The organism is Peiella sedimenti (assembly GCF_030504955.1).
GTDB lineage: Bacteria > Pseudomonadota > Alphaproteobacteria > Caulobacterales > Caulobacteraceae > Brevundimonas > Brevundimonas sedimenti.
This window is the reverse complement of sequence record NZ_JAUKTR010000002.1, coordinates 382,420-396,880: the sequence shown is the minus strand read 5'-3', so window position 1 is coordinate 396,880 and position 14,461 is coordinate 382,420. Positions and strand designations below refer to the sequence as shown.

Genomic DNA, 14,461 nt, shown 5'->3' with positions numbered 1-14,461 from the left:
GCTTTCATGGGGCCGCTTTGCCGCCGCCACGCAGGCGGGCGATGGCGCCGTCGATGGGGTTCTCGACGCCGTTCCGGTGCATGATCACGTACTGCTGCAGGATCGACAGGATGTTGTTCCACACCCAGTAGACCAGAAGGCCCACGGCGAAGGGCGCCATGATGAAGGTGAACAGGATCGGCATCAGGCCGAAGATCTGGCGCTGGACGGGATCGGGCGCCGGCGGGTTCATCGAGGTCATCAGCCACATGGTGAAGCCGTAAAGCAGCACCACGGGGCCCAGGTGCAGCGGCCCGTTCAGAATGCCGCCGATGAAGCCGCCCATGGCCGCCGGATCCCAGGGGAACAGGCCAAAGGCGTTCCAGATCGACAGCGGATCGCGCGCCGACAGGTCCTGAATCCATCCGAAGAAGGGCGCGTGGCGCATCTCGATGGTGACGAACAGCACCTTGTAGAGGGCGTAGAAAACCGGAATCTGCACCAGCAGCGGCAGGCAGCCGGCCACCGGGTTGATCTTCTCGCGCTGGTACAGGGCCAGCGTCTCCTGCTGCATCTTGGCCGGATCGTCCTTGTGGCGCTTCTTGATCTCCTCCATCTGCGGGGCGAGCTTCTTCATCTTCGACATGGACTCGAAGCTCTTGTTGGCCAGGGGGAAGAAGACGATCTTCACCACCACGGTCAGCAGCAGGATGGCGACGCCGAAGTTGCCCACCAGGCCGTAGAACCATTCGAGCAGCAGGAAGATCGGCCGGGTCAGGAACCAGAACATGCCCCAGTCGATGGCGTTATCCAGGTCGGGCACGCCCAGGCTCTGGGAGTAGCCGCGCAGCACCTCGGCCCGCTTGGCCCCCGCGAACAGGCGCGTGGTGTTGGTCACGGTCGCGCCCGGGGCCACCGTCATCGCCTCGCCCAGGAAGTTGGCCTGATAGGTCGGGTTCTCCTCGCCGCCGGTGACGCGGAACTCGGCCTCGACCGGGCGCCGCTGGTCCGGGATGAGGGCCGCCATCCAGTACTTGTCGCTGACGCCCAGCCAACCGCCGGTGGTCTCGCGCACGATGCGGCCTTCCTTGCGCCAGTCCTTGTACTTTTCCAGCACCAGCCGGTCGTCGAGCACGCCCACGGCGCCCTCGTGGGAGATCATGTCACGGCCCGCGCCGTCGGGCAGGCCGATGCGGCGGATGGATCCGAAGGGCGCCAGCGTCAACGCCTGGCCCGTCCGGTTCACCACCGTATCGGCGATGGTGAACATGTACTGATCGTCCACCGAGATGGTGCGGGTAAAGACCAGGCCCTGGCCGTTGTCGTAGGTCAGCACCACCGGATTGCCGGGGCTGAGCGGCCCTTGCGAGGTCTGGGTCCACAGCGTGTCGGGGCCGGGCAGGCCCGGCACGTTCTGGCCCGTCCAGCCGGAGGTGGCGAAGTAGGCGCCCTCGGCGCCCACGGGGCGCAGCAGCTCGACGTTGGCGTCGCTTTCCAGGGTCTCGCGGTACTGGGTCAGATAAAGGTCATCGATGCGCGCGCCGCGCAGCGAGATCGAGCCCCTCAGCGAGGGCGTCTGGATGGCCACGCGCGGCGAGGCCGAGACGGCCTGGCGGCGATCCACATGAACCACGCCCTCGGTCGGAGCGGTCAGGCCTGCGCCGGGATTGGCGTCGGGGTTCTGCACCTGCTCGGCGCGGGCGTTCTCCTGGGCGGCGCGGCGGCGCTCGGCGGCCGGGCCGAGCACCAGGACCTGGTAGCCGATCAGCAGTGTGACGGCCAACACGAAGAAGATGATCGTGTTGCGCGCGTTGTTGTCGTCGTTCATGGGCGCTTTCGACTGATCGGAGATGGGGCCGTGGATGAGGGCTCTGGCGGGCCGGGCCTTGGCGTCTGGGGCTCGGCGGGGTCGCGCGCGAGCCTTATCAGCGCGGTTTTCACATCGTCAAGCAAACGGTCCCAGGGCCGCCCGGCCGTGCCCATGCGCGCCACGAAGACGTAGTCGCACCCGGGCCGGCCCAACTCCGGCAGCAGACGCCGCGCGGCCTCGCGCAGGCGGCGCTTGGCGCGGTTGCGCACCACGGCCCCGCCAATCTTTCGCGTGGCGGTGAAGCCCTCGCCGATATGGGCCGAGCCGTCGGCGCGCTCGAGCATCTGGACCATGACCGCGCCCTGGGCGCAGGAACGGCCTTTGGCGGCCGCCAGGAACTGGGGCCGCTTCTTCAGGCGCTTCAGCTGCTGAGACTCCGACATGCGCGATCCCTTTGCGGACGCGCGGAGGGGCTGGCCCCTCTTAGGCGGTCAGGCGCTTACGGCCCTTGGCGCGGCGGCGCGCGATGATGCGGCGGCCGTTCTTGGTGGCCATGCGCGCGCGGAAGCCGTGACGGCGCTTGCGCACGAGTCGGGACGGCTGATAGGTCCGCTTCACGATAAGGCTCCGGCTTAAACACGAGGCAAGCGCCCCAAGGCTTGGTGGCGCTCGTGCAAGAAGGGCGGGCGTATAAGCCCAAGACCCAGGTCTGTCAACGCGGGGACGCCACGTGACGTTCGATCAGCATCGGCCAGGCCTGCTGCGGTTCGTCCCGCTGATCCTGCTCGTGGGCCTGGCCGGGCTGGCCATAGCCAACGGGTGGCACCGCCATCTGTCGCTGGAGACCCTGCGTGTGCACGGGGACGCCCTGCGCGCCATGGTCGCGGAACACCCCGTGGAGAGCCTGATCGTCTATTTCATCGTCTATGCGCTGGTCACGGCCAGCGCCATGCCCGGCGCCGTGTTCGTAACCCTGACGGGCGGCTATCTTTTCGGAACCTGGATCGGCGGGATAACCACCACGGCGGCCGCGACGGCGGGCGCCATGTTCATCTATCTGGCCCTGAGGACGGCGCTGGGCGACTGGCTGCGCGCGCGGTTTCGCGATCGCGGCGGGTGGATGAACCGCATGTGCGAGGGCATGGAGCGAGACGCCTTCTGGTATCTTCTGACCGTGCGCATCACGCCCATGGCTCCGTTCATCCTGATCAACATCGTCGCCGGTCTGGTGGCGGCGCCCGTGCGGGCCTATGCGGGGGCCACCTTCCTGGGTGTCTTGCCGGCCTTCCTCATCTATTCCTCCATCGGCGCGGGTCTGGGCGACCTGTTGCACACGGAGCCGACCCTGGAGCTGACCGATCTGATCGAGCCGCGTTTCATCTGGGCCATGGCGGGCGTGGGCCTGCTGTCGCTGGCCGCTCCGGTGGCGCTGCATTGGTTCCGGCGCGGGCGAGGCGCGGCATGAGGGTGTTCGGACGCAGCGTATGGCCGCCCCAGGGCCTGTCGGCCCGCATGCTACTGCTGACGGCGGGCTTCACCGTGGCGGTGGAACTGCTGATCCTGGCTCCGTCTGCGGCCAGCTTCCATGAGCGATGGCTGCTGGACCGGGTGCGCGCCGCCGAGGTGGCCTCCATCGGCGTCGACGCCCTGCCCTATGATCTGGTCGAGGACGACGTGGGCCGCCAGCTGCTCGAGGGCGCGGGGGTGGCCGCGGTGGCCGTAGGCGAGGAGGGCGTCCGCCGCCTTCTGCTGCGGGCGCCCGAGATGGAGGAGGCGCCGGACTTCATCGACCTGCGCCGCACGGACTATCTGGCTCGCCTGACCGCCCCCTGGGAGACCCTGTTCGGGGCGCCGGACCGCATGATCCGCATCAATGCGCGGCCTCGTTTCCGGCAAGGCGATTTCGTCGAGGTGGTGGTGCCCGCCGTGCCCCTGCAGCGGGAGCTGCGTGTGTACCTGCTGCAGATCCTGGGGGTGTCGGCGCTCATTTCGCTGACCGCGGGCGCCCTGCTCTATCTGGCGCTATCGGCCCTGATCCTGCGGCCCGTGCAGCGCCTGACCGAATCCATCGAGCGCTTCCGCGCCGACCCCGAGGCGCCCGCCCCCGCCGTGGTCGAGCCGCGCCAGGACGAGATCGGCCGTGTCGAGATGGAGCTGGACCGCATGCGCGAGGAGGTGCGTCAGGCCCTGCGCTCGCGCGCGCGTCTCGCCGCCCTGGGCGCCGCCGTGGCCAAGATCAGCCACGACCTCAGAAACATGCTCAGCGCCGCCCAGATCGCCTCGGAGCGCCTGGCCGACAGCGCCGACCCCCGGGTGGCCAAGGCCCTGCCCAGGCTGGAGCGGGCGCTGGACCGGGCCCTGACCCTGTCGGAGAACGTGCTGGACTACGGCAAGACCGAGGAGCCGGCGCCCCAGCTGCACCGCCTCCGCCTGGCCGGCGTCGTGCGCGCCGCGGCCGAGGACGCCGGGCTTGACGATCAGCGCGTGCGCCTGACCTGGAAGGGGCCGGCGCGGCTGCAGGTCCAGGCCGACCCGGATCATCTGCATCGCATACTGGTCAATCTGATGCGCAACGCTCGTCAGGCGATCGAGCAGGATCGCCCGGGGGGCGAGGGCCGGGTGGCGGTGTCGGCGCGGCGCGAGCCGGGCTGGGTGCTGATCCGGCTGAGCGATGACGGGCCGGGCCTGCCCGAACGCATACGCCAGCGGTTGTTTCAGCCCTTCTCGGGCGCGCGCCCCGGCGGGGCCGGCCTGGGACTGGCCATCTCGCGCGAGTTGGCCGAGGCCCACGGGGGCCGGCTGGAGCTGCTCGACAGCGGTCCCACCGGCGCGGTGTTCGAGATCGCCCTGCCGGATCCGGAAAGCCCCATCAGCGCGTAAGCGCTACGCCTTCTCGGCGGGGGTCGGCGGCGCCAAGGGGTCGTCCGTCGCGGAAGATGACCGCGTGCAGGCCCGAGTTCTCGGTGGCGTTCTCCTGCAGGATCAGGCCCCGCTCGGCCATGTCCTCGCGGACGATGTCGGGGAATAGGGCGGTATCGGCCCCCACGCCGGCCCCGCGCGCCACCAGATTCGGCAGATTGACGGCCGCCTGGGGCTCCAGACCCCAATCCAGCATGCCGATCAGCGTCTTGAGATTGTAGGCCAGGATGGACGAGCCCCCGGGGGATCCCAGGGCCCCGACGAAGCGCCCCTGACGGTCAAGGATGATCACCGGGCTCATGGACGAGCGGGGACGCTTGCGCGGCCCCGGCGCGTTCGCCGCCGGCCCTCTGGCTTGATCCACGGGCCCCCACGAGAAATCGGTCAGCTGGTTATTGAGGAAGTAGCCGTTGGCCATCCGGCCCGAGCCGAACACGCTCTCGACCGTGGCGGTCATGCTGACGGCGTCGCCCTCGGCGTCCACGACGACGAAGTGGGACGTTCCGGCCGGCTCGGTGGTGGCGTCCGCGGCCCGGGACGAAGCGCCCGGCGGCGTTCCCGCCTCTGGCGGAGCGGCCTCAAAGACGCCGTCTATGCCGCGAGCGCGGTCGATCACATAGGCCGGGTCCAGCAGGCCGCCTACCGGGACGCCCACGAAGGCCGGATCGGCGACGTAACGGTCGCGGTCCGCGTACATCAGGCGCTGGGCCTCGGCGAAGCGCGTCCAGGCTTCGCCGGACTGAGGCGGCGCGGCCTCGAAGTCCGATGCGTCCAGAAGCGCCAGGGCCTGCAACAAGGAAACCCCGCTCGACGGCGGCGGGGCGGTGCAGATCAGGTACAGGCGGTAGGGCCGGCACAGGGGCTCGCGGCGCTCGATCCGATAGGCCGCCAGGTCGTCGACGGTCAGGGCGCCCGGCCTCGGCCCGGCCCGCACGGCCGTTACGATGCGTTCAGCGGCCTGGCCCCGATAGAAGGGCGCGGCGCCCTCGGCCGCCAGCAGGCGCAGGCTGGCGCCGTAGGCGGGGTTCGACAGCCGGTCGCCCGCGCGATAGCGGGTCCCGTCCGGCTTTGTGAAGTAGGCCTCAGCCCATTCCGTGTGCGCCTGGGGCGCGCGACTGTTGATGAAACCCGACAGGCGCGGGCTGACGATGAAGCCGTCCTCCGCCAGACGAATGGCGTCGCCGAACAGGCTGCTCCAGGGCAGGCGGCCATGGGCCCGCTGCGCCGTTTCCAGGAGGGCCGGGACGCCCGGCGCCCCGGTCGAGCGGCCTGAGAGCACGGCGTCCCTGAAGGAGAGAGGGCGGCCATCCTCCTCGAACAGGTTCGGCCCGGCCGCGGCTGGAGCGGTCTCACGCGCATCGTAGACGTTCAGGTCGCCGGTCGCCGCCTCAAAGACCAGCATGAAGGCGCCGCCTCCGAGGCCCGAGCTCTGCGGCTCCACCAGTCCCAGGACGGCCTGGATGGCCACCGCGGCGTCCACGGCCGATCCGCCCCGGCGCAGCACCGCCATGCCGGCCTCGGCGGCCAGCGGATTGGCCGCGGCGACGAAGGGCCCCCGGTTGATGGAGGCCTGGCTTGCCGCAGATGTTGGATCTGCCCGGCCGCCCGGCGTGTTGAGGGAAGGCAGGCCCAGCGGAGGCAGGGCGCAGCCGGTCGCCATCAGCAGGGCCAGCCCCAGGGCCAGGGCGCGGCCCGCGAGCGCAGAGGCGGGATTTTGGGATGGACGCAAGGCGAAGGCTCCACTCACGGCCGCCTGACATAGGGCAGGCGCGGAGCTTCTCCAAACGCCGGGCGGCCTGGGCCGACAGCGCCTGAAAAAGCACGCTGTCCCCGCTTGCATCCGGGCGGGTTCGGGGCTAGGTGTCGCGCCCTTCGCCGGGCCACCTCAAAGCGCCCGGCCAGCGCGCCCGTAGCTCAGCTGGATAGAGCATCAGACTACGAATCTGAGGGTCGGACGTTCGAATCGTTCCGGGCGCGCCATTTTCTCCCTAAAAGCAAAACCCTAAACCGCTGCGGGCGTTGGTCGGCGAGGCCTGGCCGCCAGCAAAAAGCCCCGCCGGGTTGACCGGCGGGGCTTCTCGTTCGTCAGGGCTCCGAAGGATCAGTCGCGGCGCGGACGGCGCGACCGGCCACGATCGCCGCCTTCGCGACGACCGCCCTTGGGTCCGCCGTCGTCATCGATGGGGGGCTCGCCCCGCTCGGCCCGTTCGGCATTCAGCTTCTCGGTGATGTCCTCACCGGTCTCCTGATCGACCACCTTCATGGACAGCTTGGTCTTGCCCCGGTCGTCATAGCCTAGGAACTTGACCTTCACCTCGTCGCCTTCGTTCACCACGTCGGTGGTCTGGGCCACCTTGCGGTTGGCCAGCTGGCTGATGTGGACCAGGCCGTCCTTGGCGCCGAAGAAGTTCACAAAGGCGCCGAAGTCCACGACCTTGACCACCTTGCCGGTGTAGATCGTGCCGATCTCGGGCTCCGAGGCGATGGACTTGATCCAGTCGCGGGCGGCGTCGATCTTGGACTGCTCCGAAGCGGCGATCTTGATGGTGCCGTCGTCGCCGATGTCGACCTTGGCGCCGGTCTTTTCGACGATCTCGCGGATCACCTTGCCGCCCGAGCCGATCACTTCGCGGATCTTGTCCACGGCGATCTTGATGGTCTCGATCTTCGGCGCGAACTCGCCCAGCTCGGCGCGGGGCGCCTCCATGGCCTTGTTCATCTCGTCGAGGATGTGCAGGCGGCCGGCCGACGCCTGGGCGATGGCCTTGCGCATGATCTCCTCGGTGATGCCGGGGACCTTGATGTCCATCTGCAGGCTGGTGATGCCGTCACGGGTGCCGGCCACCTTGAAGTCCATGTCGCCCAGGTGATCTTCATCGCCCAGGATGTCCGACAGGATGGCGAACTCGCCCGAGGGCTCAAGGATCAGGCCCATGGCGATGCCCGAGACCGGCGCCTTCAGCGGCACGCCCGCATCCATCAGGGCCAGCGAGGAGCCGCAGACCGTGGCCATGGAGGAGGAGCCGTTGGACTCGGTGATCTCCGAGACCAGGCGGATGGTGTAGGGGAAGTCCTCCTTGGACGGCAGCATCGGACGGATGGCCCGCCAGGCCAGCTTGCCGTGGCCGATCTCGCGGCGGCCAGGGCTGCCCATGCGGCCCGCTTCACCGACCGAATAGGGCGGGAAGTTGTAGTGCAGCAGGAAGCTTTCCTTGTAGGTGCCCTGCAGGCTGTCGATGTACTGCTCGTCCTCGCCGGTGCCCAGGGTGGCGACCACCAGGGCCTGGGTCTCGCCGCGGGTGAACAGGGCCGAGCCGTGGGTCCGGGGCAGGACGCCCACTTCCGAGACGATCGGGCGCACCTTGTCCAGCGGGCGGCCGTCCACGCGGCGGCCGTGCTCGATGATGTCGCGGCGCAGAACCTCGGCCTCGCACTCCTTGAAGGCCGCGCCGAACTTGGTGGCGTCGACGCCGTCCGGGTTGGTTTCCGAAGCCAGCAGAGCCTCGGCGGCCTTCTTCTTGGCCGCGCCCACGGCTTCGTGGCGGTCGTACTTCTTGGTCAGCGAATAGGCCTTTCGGATGTCCTCCCCGACCAGGCCCTTGATCCGGTCGACCACGCCCGACACGTCGTCCGGCTGGAAATCGAAGGGCTCCTTGGCGGCGTGCTCGGCCAACTCGATGATGGCCTCGATGACCGGCTGCATGGACTTGTGAGCGAACACCAGCGCGTTCAGCATCACGTCGTCGGGCAGTTCCTTGGCCTCGGACTCCACCATCATCAGGGCGTCCTGGGTTCCGGCGACCACCAGGTCGAGGTCGGAGGACTCCATCTGGTCAACGGCGGGGTTCAGGACGTACTCGCCGTCTATATAACCCACGCGCGCGGCGCCGATGGGGCCCATGAAGGGCACGCCCGACAGCGTCAGGGCGGCCGAGGCCGCGACCATGCCGACGATGTCGGGGTCGTTCTCCATGTCGTGCTGCAGCACGGTCACGACGACCTGCGTCTCGTGCTTGAAGCCCTTGACGAACAGGGGGCGGATCGGGCGGTCGATGAGGCGGGAGACCAGGGTCTCCTTCTCGGTCGGACGGCCTTCACGCTTGAAGTAGCCGCCCGGGATCTTGCCGGCGGCGAAGGTCTTTTCCTGGTAGTTGACCGTCAGCGGGAAGAAGTCGATCCCGGCCTTGGGGGACTTGTTGAAGACGGCGGTGGCCAGCACCACGGTCTCGCCGTAGGTGGCCAGAACCGAGCCGTCCGCCTGGCGGGCGATACGGCCCGTCTCGAGGGTCAGGCTGCGGCCGCCCCACTCGATGGTCTTGCGTTTGATATCGAACATTTCGTGTCTTTCTTCATCCCTCAGGCCGGATTGCCTGCGGGGGCGGACGGTCGGGATCGGGTTTCTCTTCTCAGTCCTTCGGTCCATCAGCCGGCGCCGCGCCATCGCGGGCCGGGTAGCGGTGAGGACCGGATTTCAGCCCTCGCGGTTGCGGGTCTCCAGATGCGCGAACCGAGGCGAAGGCGTTGCGCCCGCGCCTCGGTCACGAACCGGAAGCCCTTATAAGGCCTCCGCCCTTAGCGGCGCAGGCCCAGCTTTTCGATCAGCGCCTGGTAGCGGCCCTGGTCGGTCTTCTTCAGGTAATCCAGCAGACGCCGGCGCTGAGACACCATCTTCAGCAAGCCGCGGCGGCTGTGGTTGTCCTTCTTGTGGGTCTTGAAGTGCTCTGTCAGGTTGGAGATGCGTTCCGACAGGATCGCGACCTGCACCTCGGGAGAACCGGTGTCGCCCTCGGAGCGGGCGTTGCCGGAAATGACTTCGGCCTTGCGTTCGACCGTAATCGACATCGGAGTTCCCTTTCTGGCCCTGCCGCTCGGCTCGCTGAGCCTCGCTGCTTGAGGGCGTTGGGTGTTCTGCTCGGCGCTGTGGCCGCTCAGGACAGGTTGAAAACGCGGTCCGGTTCAAGCCGGCCGGCCCGCAAGCTGCACAGAGCGATGGGATCCCCCGCCTTCGTCAGCGCCGATACCGTGCGGGCGCCGGGGGTGAGCCGGGCCTTGAGGTCTTCGACCTGACGGGGAAGCAGAACGATCGGCCGTCCCTGCCGCAACCGGAAGGCGTCTTCGTCGGTCATGGCCAGGTCCGGGATGTCGTCCAGAGCGGTCGTGACCGGAAGCAGGGCTTCCTGGGCGGCGTCCCTATGCACCAACTCGGCCAGGGAATCCAGTTGAATCGCGGTTTCCAGGCTGAACGGCCCGACCGCCTCGCGGCGCAGCTCGCTCACATGACCCTCGGCGCCCAGCGCCTCGGCCAGGTCGCGGGCCAGCGAGCGCACATAGAAGCCCTTGCCCGTCTGGATGCGGATTTCCACCGAATCCGGGGCGCCGGCGTCGGTGATCTCCGCCGCGTGCAGCACGACAGGCCGGGCCGGAATTTCGACCTCGACCCCCTCGCGCGCCAGGTCATAGGCCCTCTGCCCGTCGATGCGGATGGCGGAGAAGCGCGGCGGCGCCTGCTGGATTTCGCCCAGGAAGGACTTCAGGGCCTCGGCCACGGCTTCGGACGAGGGCCTGACGTCAGAGGCGGCCACGGTCTCGCCCTCGGCGTCCAGCGTCGTGGTCGAACGGCCCCAGGCGATGCGGAAACGATAGGTCTTTCCCGCGTCCATGAGAAACGGGACCGTCTTGGTCGCCTCGCCCAGGGCGATGGGCAGAATGCCGCTGGCCAAGGGGTCCAGGGTCCCGGAGTGGCCCGCCTTCTGGGCGTTGAAGGCCCGACGCACGCGCGTGACGGCCTCCGTCGAGGTCATGCCGAGGGGCTTGTCCAGATTGACCCAGCCGTGGACCGCCAGCCCCTTCTTGCGGCGGGGCATCAGTCCTCCGTGTCCTCATGGTCGAGGTCCTGACGGACGCGCGGATCGTCGAACAGCCGCTCGATGCGGCTGGCTTCGTCGAAGCTTTCGTCGTGACGGAAGCGCAGGTCCGGCGTGAATTTCATGTCGATGTGCCGGCCCAGCTGGCCGCGCAGGAAGCGAGCGTGGCGGTTCAGGGCCTCGGTCACCGGCCGCCACTCCTCAACGCTGGATCCGGCGCCGAGGGGCTGAACATAGGCCGTCGCGTGCTTCAGGTCCGGACTCAGGCGCACCTCGGACACCGTGACGGAGACCCCCGCGAGGTCCTCGTCGTGGATCTCCTCCTCGCGCAGAATCTCCACCAGGGCATGTCGGATCAGCTCACCGGCGCGCAGTTGGCGCTGGGAGGGGCCCTGGGGGGCGGAACGGCGCCCCGACTGCTGTCCAGCATGACGGCTCATCACTGACCTCCCATGCGCGACAGGGCGCCGGGCTGGCGCGCGGGGTCCACCGCCTGCCGCGGTGTGCGCCACTCCCCGCGCCAGCGGTATTCCAGCGTGGCGCACAGAACCGGGTCGGCGTCGCGCACCTGCCCCACGGCGTGCAGAGTCATGTCACGCACAGCCCGGATTCGCCCGGCCACCAGCCAGACCCGATCCGCGCCCGGACACAGGGCGCGGCCCAGGGCGGCGCCGTCGCCTTCCGGGTCGATGCGGTACACGTTGGTCTCGTCAGCCCCTTCGGGCAGGGCGCGCAGGACCCGGTCCTCGGACACCGGCTCCAGGCCGGCGGAAGCTCGGCCGCGGGTAGAGAACAGCCGCTCAAGACGCCAGGGCCCGATCAGCCCCTTCCTCGCCTCCAGCGTGATCCCCTGGGTCAGGCGCCGGGCCAGGTCGTTGTCGGGGTCGTAGGCGTGCAGGCGCGTATCGGCGCGCGCCGCCGCGGGCGCGGCCAGGGCCGCCAGCAGGCTGATGAGGGTCAGGCCACGGAACATGGGTCTCCTCCTGCCGCACAAAGGCGGCGAGAATGGAGCGGGCGCGGATCCATCAAGGATGGATCAATCCAGCGTCCGCTTGACCTCCTCGACGGTGAAGCACTCCACCAGGTCGCCCTTCTTGATGTCCTGGAAGCCCTGGAAGGCCATGCCGCATTCCTGGCCCGACTGGACCTCGTTGACCTCGTCCTTGAAGCGCTTGAGCGTCTGCAGGACGCCGAGCTCCAGAACCACCACGTCGTCGCGCACGATACGGACGCGGGCGCCCTTGCGCACGACGCCTTCGGTGACGCGGCAGCCTGCGACCTTGCCGATCTTGGAGATGTCGAACACCTCCAGCACCTCGGCGTTGCCGAGGAAGGTTTCGCGCTGGATCGGGGCCAGCAGGCCCGACAGCACGCCCTTCATGTCGTCGATCAGGTCGTAGATGATCGCGTAGTAGCGGATTTCCACGCCCTCGCGCTCGGCCAGATCGCGGGCCTGCTTGGAGGCGCGGACGTTGAAGCCCAGGATCGGGGCGCCCGCCGACTTGGCCAGCATGACGTCGCTCTCGGTGACGCCGCCGACGCCGGACAGGATGACCCGGGCGCGCACCTCGTCGGTGGACATCTTGTCCAGCGAACCGACGATGGCTTCGGCCGAGCCCTGCACGTCCGCCTTGATGACGACCGGCAGCTCGGAGATCTTCTTGTCCTGAAGCTTGGACATCATGTCCGACAGGGACACGGCCTGGGTCGGCGTGGTGGCCATCTCGCGGCGCTTGCGCTCGCGGTACTCGGTGATCTCCCGGGCGCGGGCCTCATCCTCGACCACAGCGAAGGGCTCGCCCGGCTCGGGCGCGCCATCCAGGCCCAGGATTTCGACCGGCACGGCCGGACCCGCTTCCGAAAGCTGCTCGTTGCGCTCGTTGAGCAGAGCGCGAACCCGACCCCACTGCGAACCGGCCACCACGATGTCGCCGCGCGTGAGGGTGCCGCGCTTGACCAGCACGGTCGCGACAGGGCCGCGACCCTTGTCCAGCTTGGATTCGATGACCACGCCGTCAGCCGAGCGTTCGGGGTTGGCCTTCAGGTCGAGGATCTCGGCCTGCAGCAGGATGGCCTCGATCAGATCGTCCAGGCCGGTCTTCTTCAGGGCCGAAACCTCGACGGCCTGGACGTCGCCGCCCAGGCTCTCCAGCACCACCTCGTGCTGCAGCAGGTCATTGACCACGCGGGTCGGATTGGCGTCCGGCTTGTCGATCTTGTTGATGGCCACGATCATCGGAGCGCCGGCCGCCTTGGCGTGCTGGATGGCCTCGATGGTCTGGGGCATGACGCCATCGTCCGCCGCCACCACCAGGATGACGATGTCGGTGACGTTGGCGCCGCGCGCCCGCATGGCCGAGAAGGCCGCGTGGCCGGGCGTATCCAGGAAGGTCACGCGCTGGCCGCTCTCCAGCCGCACCTGATAGGCGCCGATGTGCTGGGTGATGCCGCCGGCCTCGCCCGCCGCCACGTCGGTGGCGCGCAGGGCGTCGAGCAGGCTGGTCTTGCCGTGGTCGACGTGGCCCATGACGGCCACCACCGGCGGACGGAGCGGGAAGTCGCCCTCCTCCTCGGTGGTGTCGATGAAGCCGGTCTCCACGTCCGCTTCCGATACGCGGATCACGTTGTGGCCGAACTCGGTGGCCACCAGCTCGGCGGTGTCGTTGTCGATGACGTCGTTGATCTTCAGCATCACGCCCTGACGCATCAGGAACTTGATGATCTCGACGCCGCGCGTGGCCATGCGGTTGGCCAGCTCCTGCACCGTGATGACGTCGGGGATGACCACGTCGCGCACGATCTTGGGCGTGTCGACCGCGCCGCCGCGGCGCTTTTCCTTTTCCCGTTCGCGGGCCCGGCGGACCGAGGCCAGGGAGCGCATGCGCTCGGCGGCGTCCTCGTCCCCGGCCACGGCCTGGATGGTCAGGCGGCCTTCGCGGCGCTTGGGCTCGCCGCGCGTGCGGCTGACGGCCTTGCCCGGACCGGCGTCGGAGAAGCGGCGGTCGTCGTCGCGACGGTCGGGCCGTCCAGCGGCGCTCGCCCCGGCGACACGGGCCGGACGGGTGAATTCAGGCGCGGCGGGCGCGGCGCCGGGTCCGGGACGCGGACCGCTGGAGCGGGGGCCGCCGCCGTCGCGCGGACCCGAGGGGCGCGGCGGAGCCACGGCCGAGTAGCGGACGGTGCCGCCGGGCGCCGGGCGCTGCCCGCCTTCGGAGCGACCTTCGCGGAAGTCACGACCGCCGCCGCCGCCGGGGCGGGGTCCGGACGGACGAGGACGATCGCCCTGCTCGCGGGGCGCGCGGGCCCCGTAGTTCACCGTCGGGCGCGGCGCACGCGCGGGAGCGGCGGGGCGCGGTGTTTCGGCGCGAGGCGCGGGCGCTTCGGCGCGAGGCGCAGGAGCCTCTGCGCGCGGCTCGGCGGCGGCAGGCGCAGGGGGCGCGGCGGCGGGCTGCGGAGCAGGTGACGAGGGCTGGGCCTGGACGGCGCGGGCGGCGGCCTCCTTGCGGCGGCGCTCCTCCTCGGCGCGGCGCTCGGCGTCGCGACGTTCACGCTCGGCGTTGGCCAGGGCGATGGCGCGGCGGCGCGCCTCCATTTCCTCGGCGGACAGGCCGCCGGTATCGGCCGGAGCCGGCGCCGGGCGCGGCGCCTCAGGCGCGGCCGGACGTGGGCGCGCGGCGACGTCGAACGCCTGACGCTTCTCGGCCGGCGAGGGGCCGCCCTCGGCGCGGCGGCGCTTGGTCTCGACGACCACGGTCTTGGAGCGGCCGTGGCTGAAGCTCTGCCGCACCACGCCCGAAGACACCGAGCCCGCCTGACGCGGACGCAGGCTCAGGGGCGCGCGCGGGCCCGTCTTCGGTTCGCCAGTCTTGTCGTCGTCGCTCATCCAGCT

Annotated in this window: 12 protein-coding genes and 1 tRNA gene; 3 read left to right on the top strand and 10 right to left on the bottom strand. The window is 69.7% G+C overall.

The features are described from left to right. Nucleotides 1-4 precede the first annotated feature (4 nt). Genes yidC through rpmH form a run of 3 tightly spaced genes read right to left on the bottom strand, consistent with a single transcriptional unit; the run spans nt 5 to nt 2,407 of the window. Nucleotides 5-1,807 (bottom strand): membrane protein insertase YidC, encoded by a 1,803-nt coding sequence (yidC, locus tag Q0812_RS06950; protein WP_302109587.1) that lies wholly within the window; start codon nt 1,805-1,807, stop codon nt 5-7. Further along, nucleotides 1,804-2,232, bottom strand: coding sequence for a ribonuclease P protein component (gene rnpA, locus Q0812_RS06945; RefSeq protein ID WP_302109586.1), 429 nt, complete (start codon nt 2,230-2,232; stop codon nt 1,804-1,806). Before rnpA ends, yidC begins: the two co-directional genes overlap by 4 nt. Before the next feature lie 40 nt (nt 2,233-2,272). Then, complete coding sequence (rpmH, locus tag Q0812_RS06940; RefSeq protein ID WP_302109585.1) at nt 2,273-2,407, bottom strand: 50S ribosomal protein L34; 135 nt, start codon at nt 2,405-2,407, stop codon at nt 2,273-2,275. Between the two features lie 112 nt (nt 2,408-2,519). Here rpmH and Q0812_RS06935 point away from each other — a divergent pair, with 112 nt between their 5' ends. Both Q0812_RS06935 and Q0812_RS06930 read left to right on the top strand, forming a co-directional pair. Further along, entirely contained in the window at nt 2,520-3,254 is a 735-nt protein-coding gene (locus tag Q0812_RS06935) for a TVP38/TMEM64 family protein (RefSeq protein ID WP_302109584.1), read from the top strand. Continuing rightward, nucleotides 3,251-4,669 carry a sensor histidine kinase gene (locus Q0812_RS06930; RefSeq protein WP_302109583.1) on the top strand — a complete coding sequence of 473 codons (1,419 nt, stop codon included), beginning with the start codon at nt 3,251-3,253 and terminating at the stop codon, nt 4,667-4,669. The genes Q0812_RS06935 and Q0812_RS06930 overlap by 4 nt, the downstream gene beginning before the upstream one ends. On the opposite strand, the gene Q0812_RS06925 is transcribed toward Q0812_RS06930, so the two are convergent. After that, a complete protein-coding gene (locus Q0812_RS06925; RefSeq protein ID WP_425281556.1) occupies nt 4,659-6,368 on the bottom strand; it encodes a gamma-glutamyltransferase family protein in 1,710 nt (569 codons plus the stop codon). The two genes, Q0812_RS06930 and Q0812_RS06925, sit on opposite strands and share 11 nt — an antisense overlap. A gap of 243 nt (nt 6,369-6,611) precedes the next feature. Between Q0812_RS06925 and Q0812_RS06920 the strand changes: the two genes are divergently transcribed. Continuing rightward, a tRNA-Arg gene (locus Q0812_RS06920) sits at nt 6,612-6,688 on the top strand. Nucleotides 6,689-6,809: 121 nt separating this feature from the next. Here Q0812_RS06920 and pnp read toward each other — a convergent pair. The 6 genes from pnp to infB all read right to left on the bottom strand — a co-directional run bounded on the left by pnp (nt 6,810) and on the right by infB (nt 14,455). Beyond that, entirely contained in the window at nt 6,810-9,044 is a 2,235-nt protein-coding gene (pnp, locus tag Q0812_RS06915; RefSeq protein ID WP_302109581.1) for a polyribonucleotide nucleotidyltransferase, read from the bottom strand. 236 nt (nt 9,045-9,280) lie between these two features. Further along, a complete protein-coding gene (gene rpsO, locus Q0812_RS06910; RefSeq protein ID WP_302109580.1) occupies nt 9,281-9,550 on the bottom strand; it encodes a 30S ribosomal protein S15 in 270 nt (89 codons plus the stop codon). An 86-nt stretch (nt 9,551-9,636) separates the two neighbouring features. After that, nucleotides 9,637-10,572 (bottom strand): tRNA pseudouridine(55) synthase TruB, encoded by a 936-nt coding sequence (gene truB / locus Q0812_RS06905; protein ID WP_302109579.1) that lies wholly within the window; start codon nt 10,570-10,572, stop codon nt 9,637-9,639. Continuing rightward, the gene (gene rbfA, locus Q0812_RS06900) at nt 10,572-11,012 is read right to left on the bottom strand and encodes a 30S ribosome-binding factor RbfA (protein WP_302109578.1); all 441 of its coding nucleotides are present in this window, start codon (nt 11,010-11,012) and stop codon (nt 10,572-10,574) included. The genes truB and rbfA overlap by 1 nt, the downstream gene beginning before the upstream one ends. Beyond that, nucleotides 11,012-11,545, bottom strand: coding sequence for a hypothetical protein (locus Q0812_RS06895; protein ID WP_302109577.1), 534 nt, complete (start codon nt 11,543-11,545; stop codon nt 11,012-11,014). The genes rbfA and Q0812_RS06895 overlap by 1 nt, the downstream gene beginning before the upstream one ends. Nucleotides 11,546-11,608: 63 nt before the next feature. Next, entirely contained in the window at nt 11,609-14,455 is a 2,847-nt protein-coding gene (gene infB, locus Q0812_RS06890) for a translation initiation factor IF-2 (RefSeq protein WP_302109576.1), read from the bottom strand. Between the last annotated feature and the right edge of the window lie 6 nt (nt 14,456-14,461).

What these genes read in the sequence shown, in the direction of transcription:
- Q0812_RS06925 (WP_425281556.1), bottom strand. Translation starts at nt 6,368, where the DNA reads ATGGCGACCGGCTGCGCCCTGCCTCCGCTGGGCCTGCCTTCCCTCAAC.
- rbfA (WP_302109578.1), bottom strand. Translation starts at nt 11,012, where the DNA reads ATGAGCCGTCATGCTGGACAGCAGTCGGGGCGCCGTTCCGCCCCCCAG.
- infB (WP_302109576.1), bottom strand. Translation starts at nt 14,455, where the DNA reads ATGAGCGACGACGACAAGACTGGCGAACCGAAGACGGGCCCGCGCGCG.
- rpsO (WP_302109580.1), bottom strand. Translation starts at nt 9,550, where the DNA reads ATGTCGATTACGGTCGAACGCAAGGCCGAAGTCATTTCCGGCAACGCC.
- Q0812_RS06895 (WP_302109577.1), bottom strand. Translation starts at nt 11,545, where the DNA reads ATGTTCCGTGGCCTGACCCTCATCAGCCTGCTGGCGGCCCTGGCCGCG.
- truB (WP_302109579.1), bottom strand. Translation starts at nt 10,572, where the DNA reads ATGCCCCGCCGCAAGAAGGGGCTGGCGGTCCACGGCTGGGTCAATCTG.
- Q0812_RS06930 (WP_302109583.1), top strand. Translation starts at nt 3,251, where the DNA reads ATGAGGGTGTTCGGACGCAGCGTATGGCCGCCCCAGGGCCTGTCGGCC.
- rnpA (WP_302109586.1), bottom strand. Translation starts at nt 2,232, where the DNA reads ATGTCGGAGTCTCAGCAGCTGAAGCGCCTGAAGAAGCGGCCCCAGTTC.
- pnp (WP_302109581.1), bottom strand. Translation starts at nt 9,044, where the DNA reads ATGTTCGATATCAAACGCAAGACCATCGAGTGGGGCGGCCGCAGCCTG.
- yidC (WP_302109587.1), bottom strand. Translation starts at nt 1,807, where the DNA reads ATGAACGACGACAACAACGCGCGCAACACGATCATCTTCTTCGTGTTG.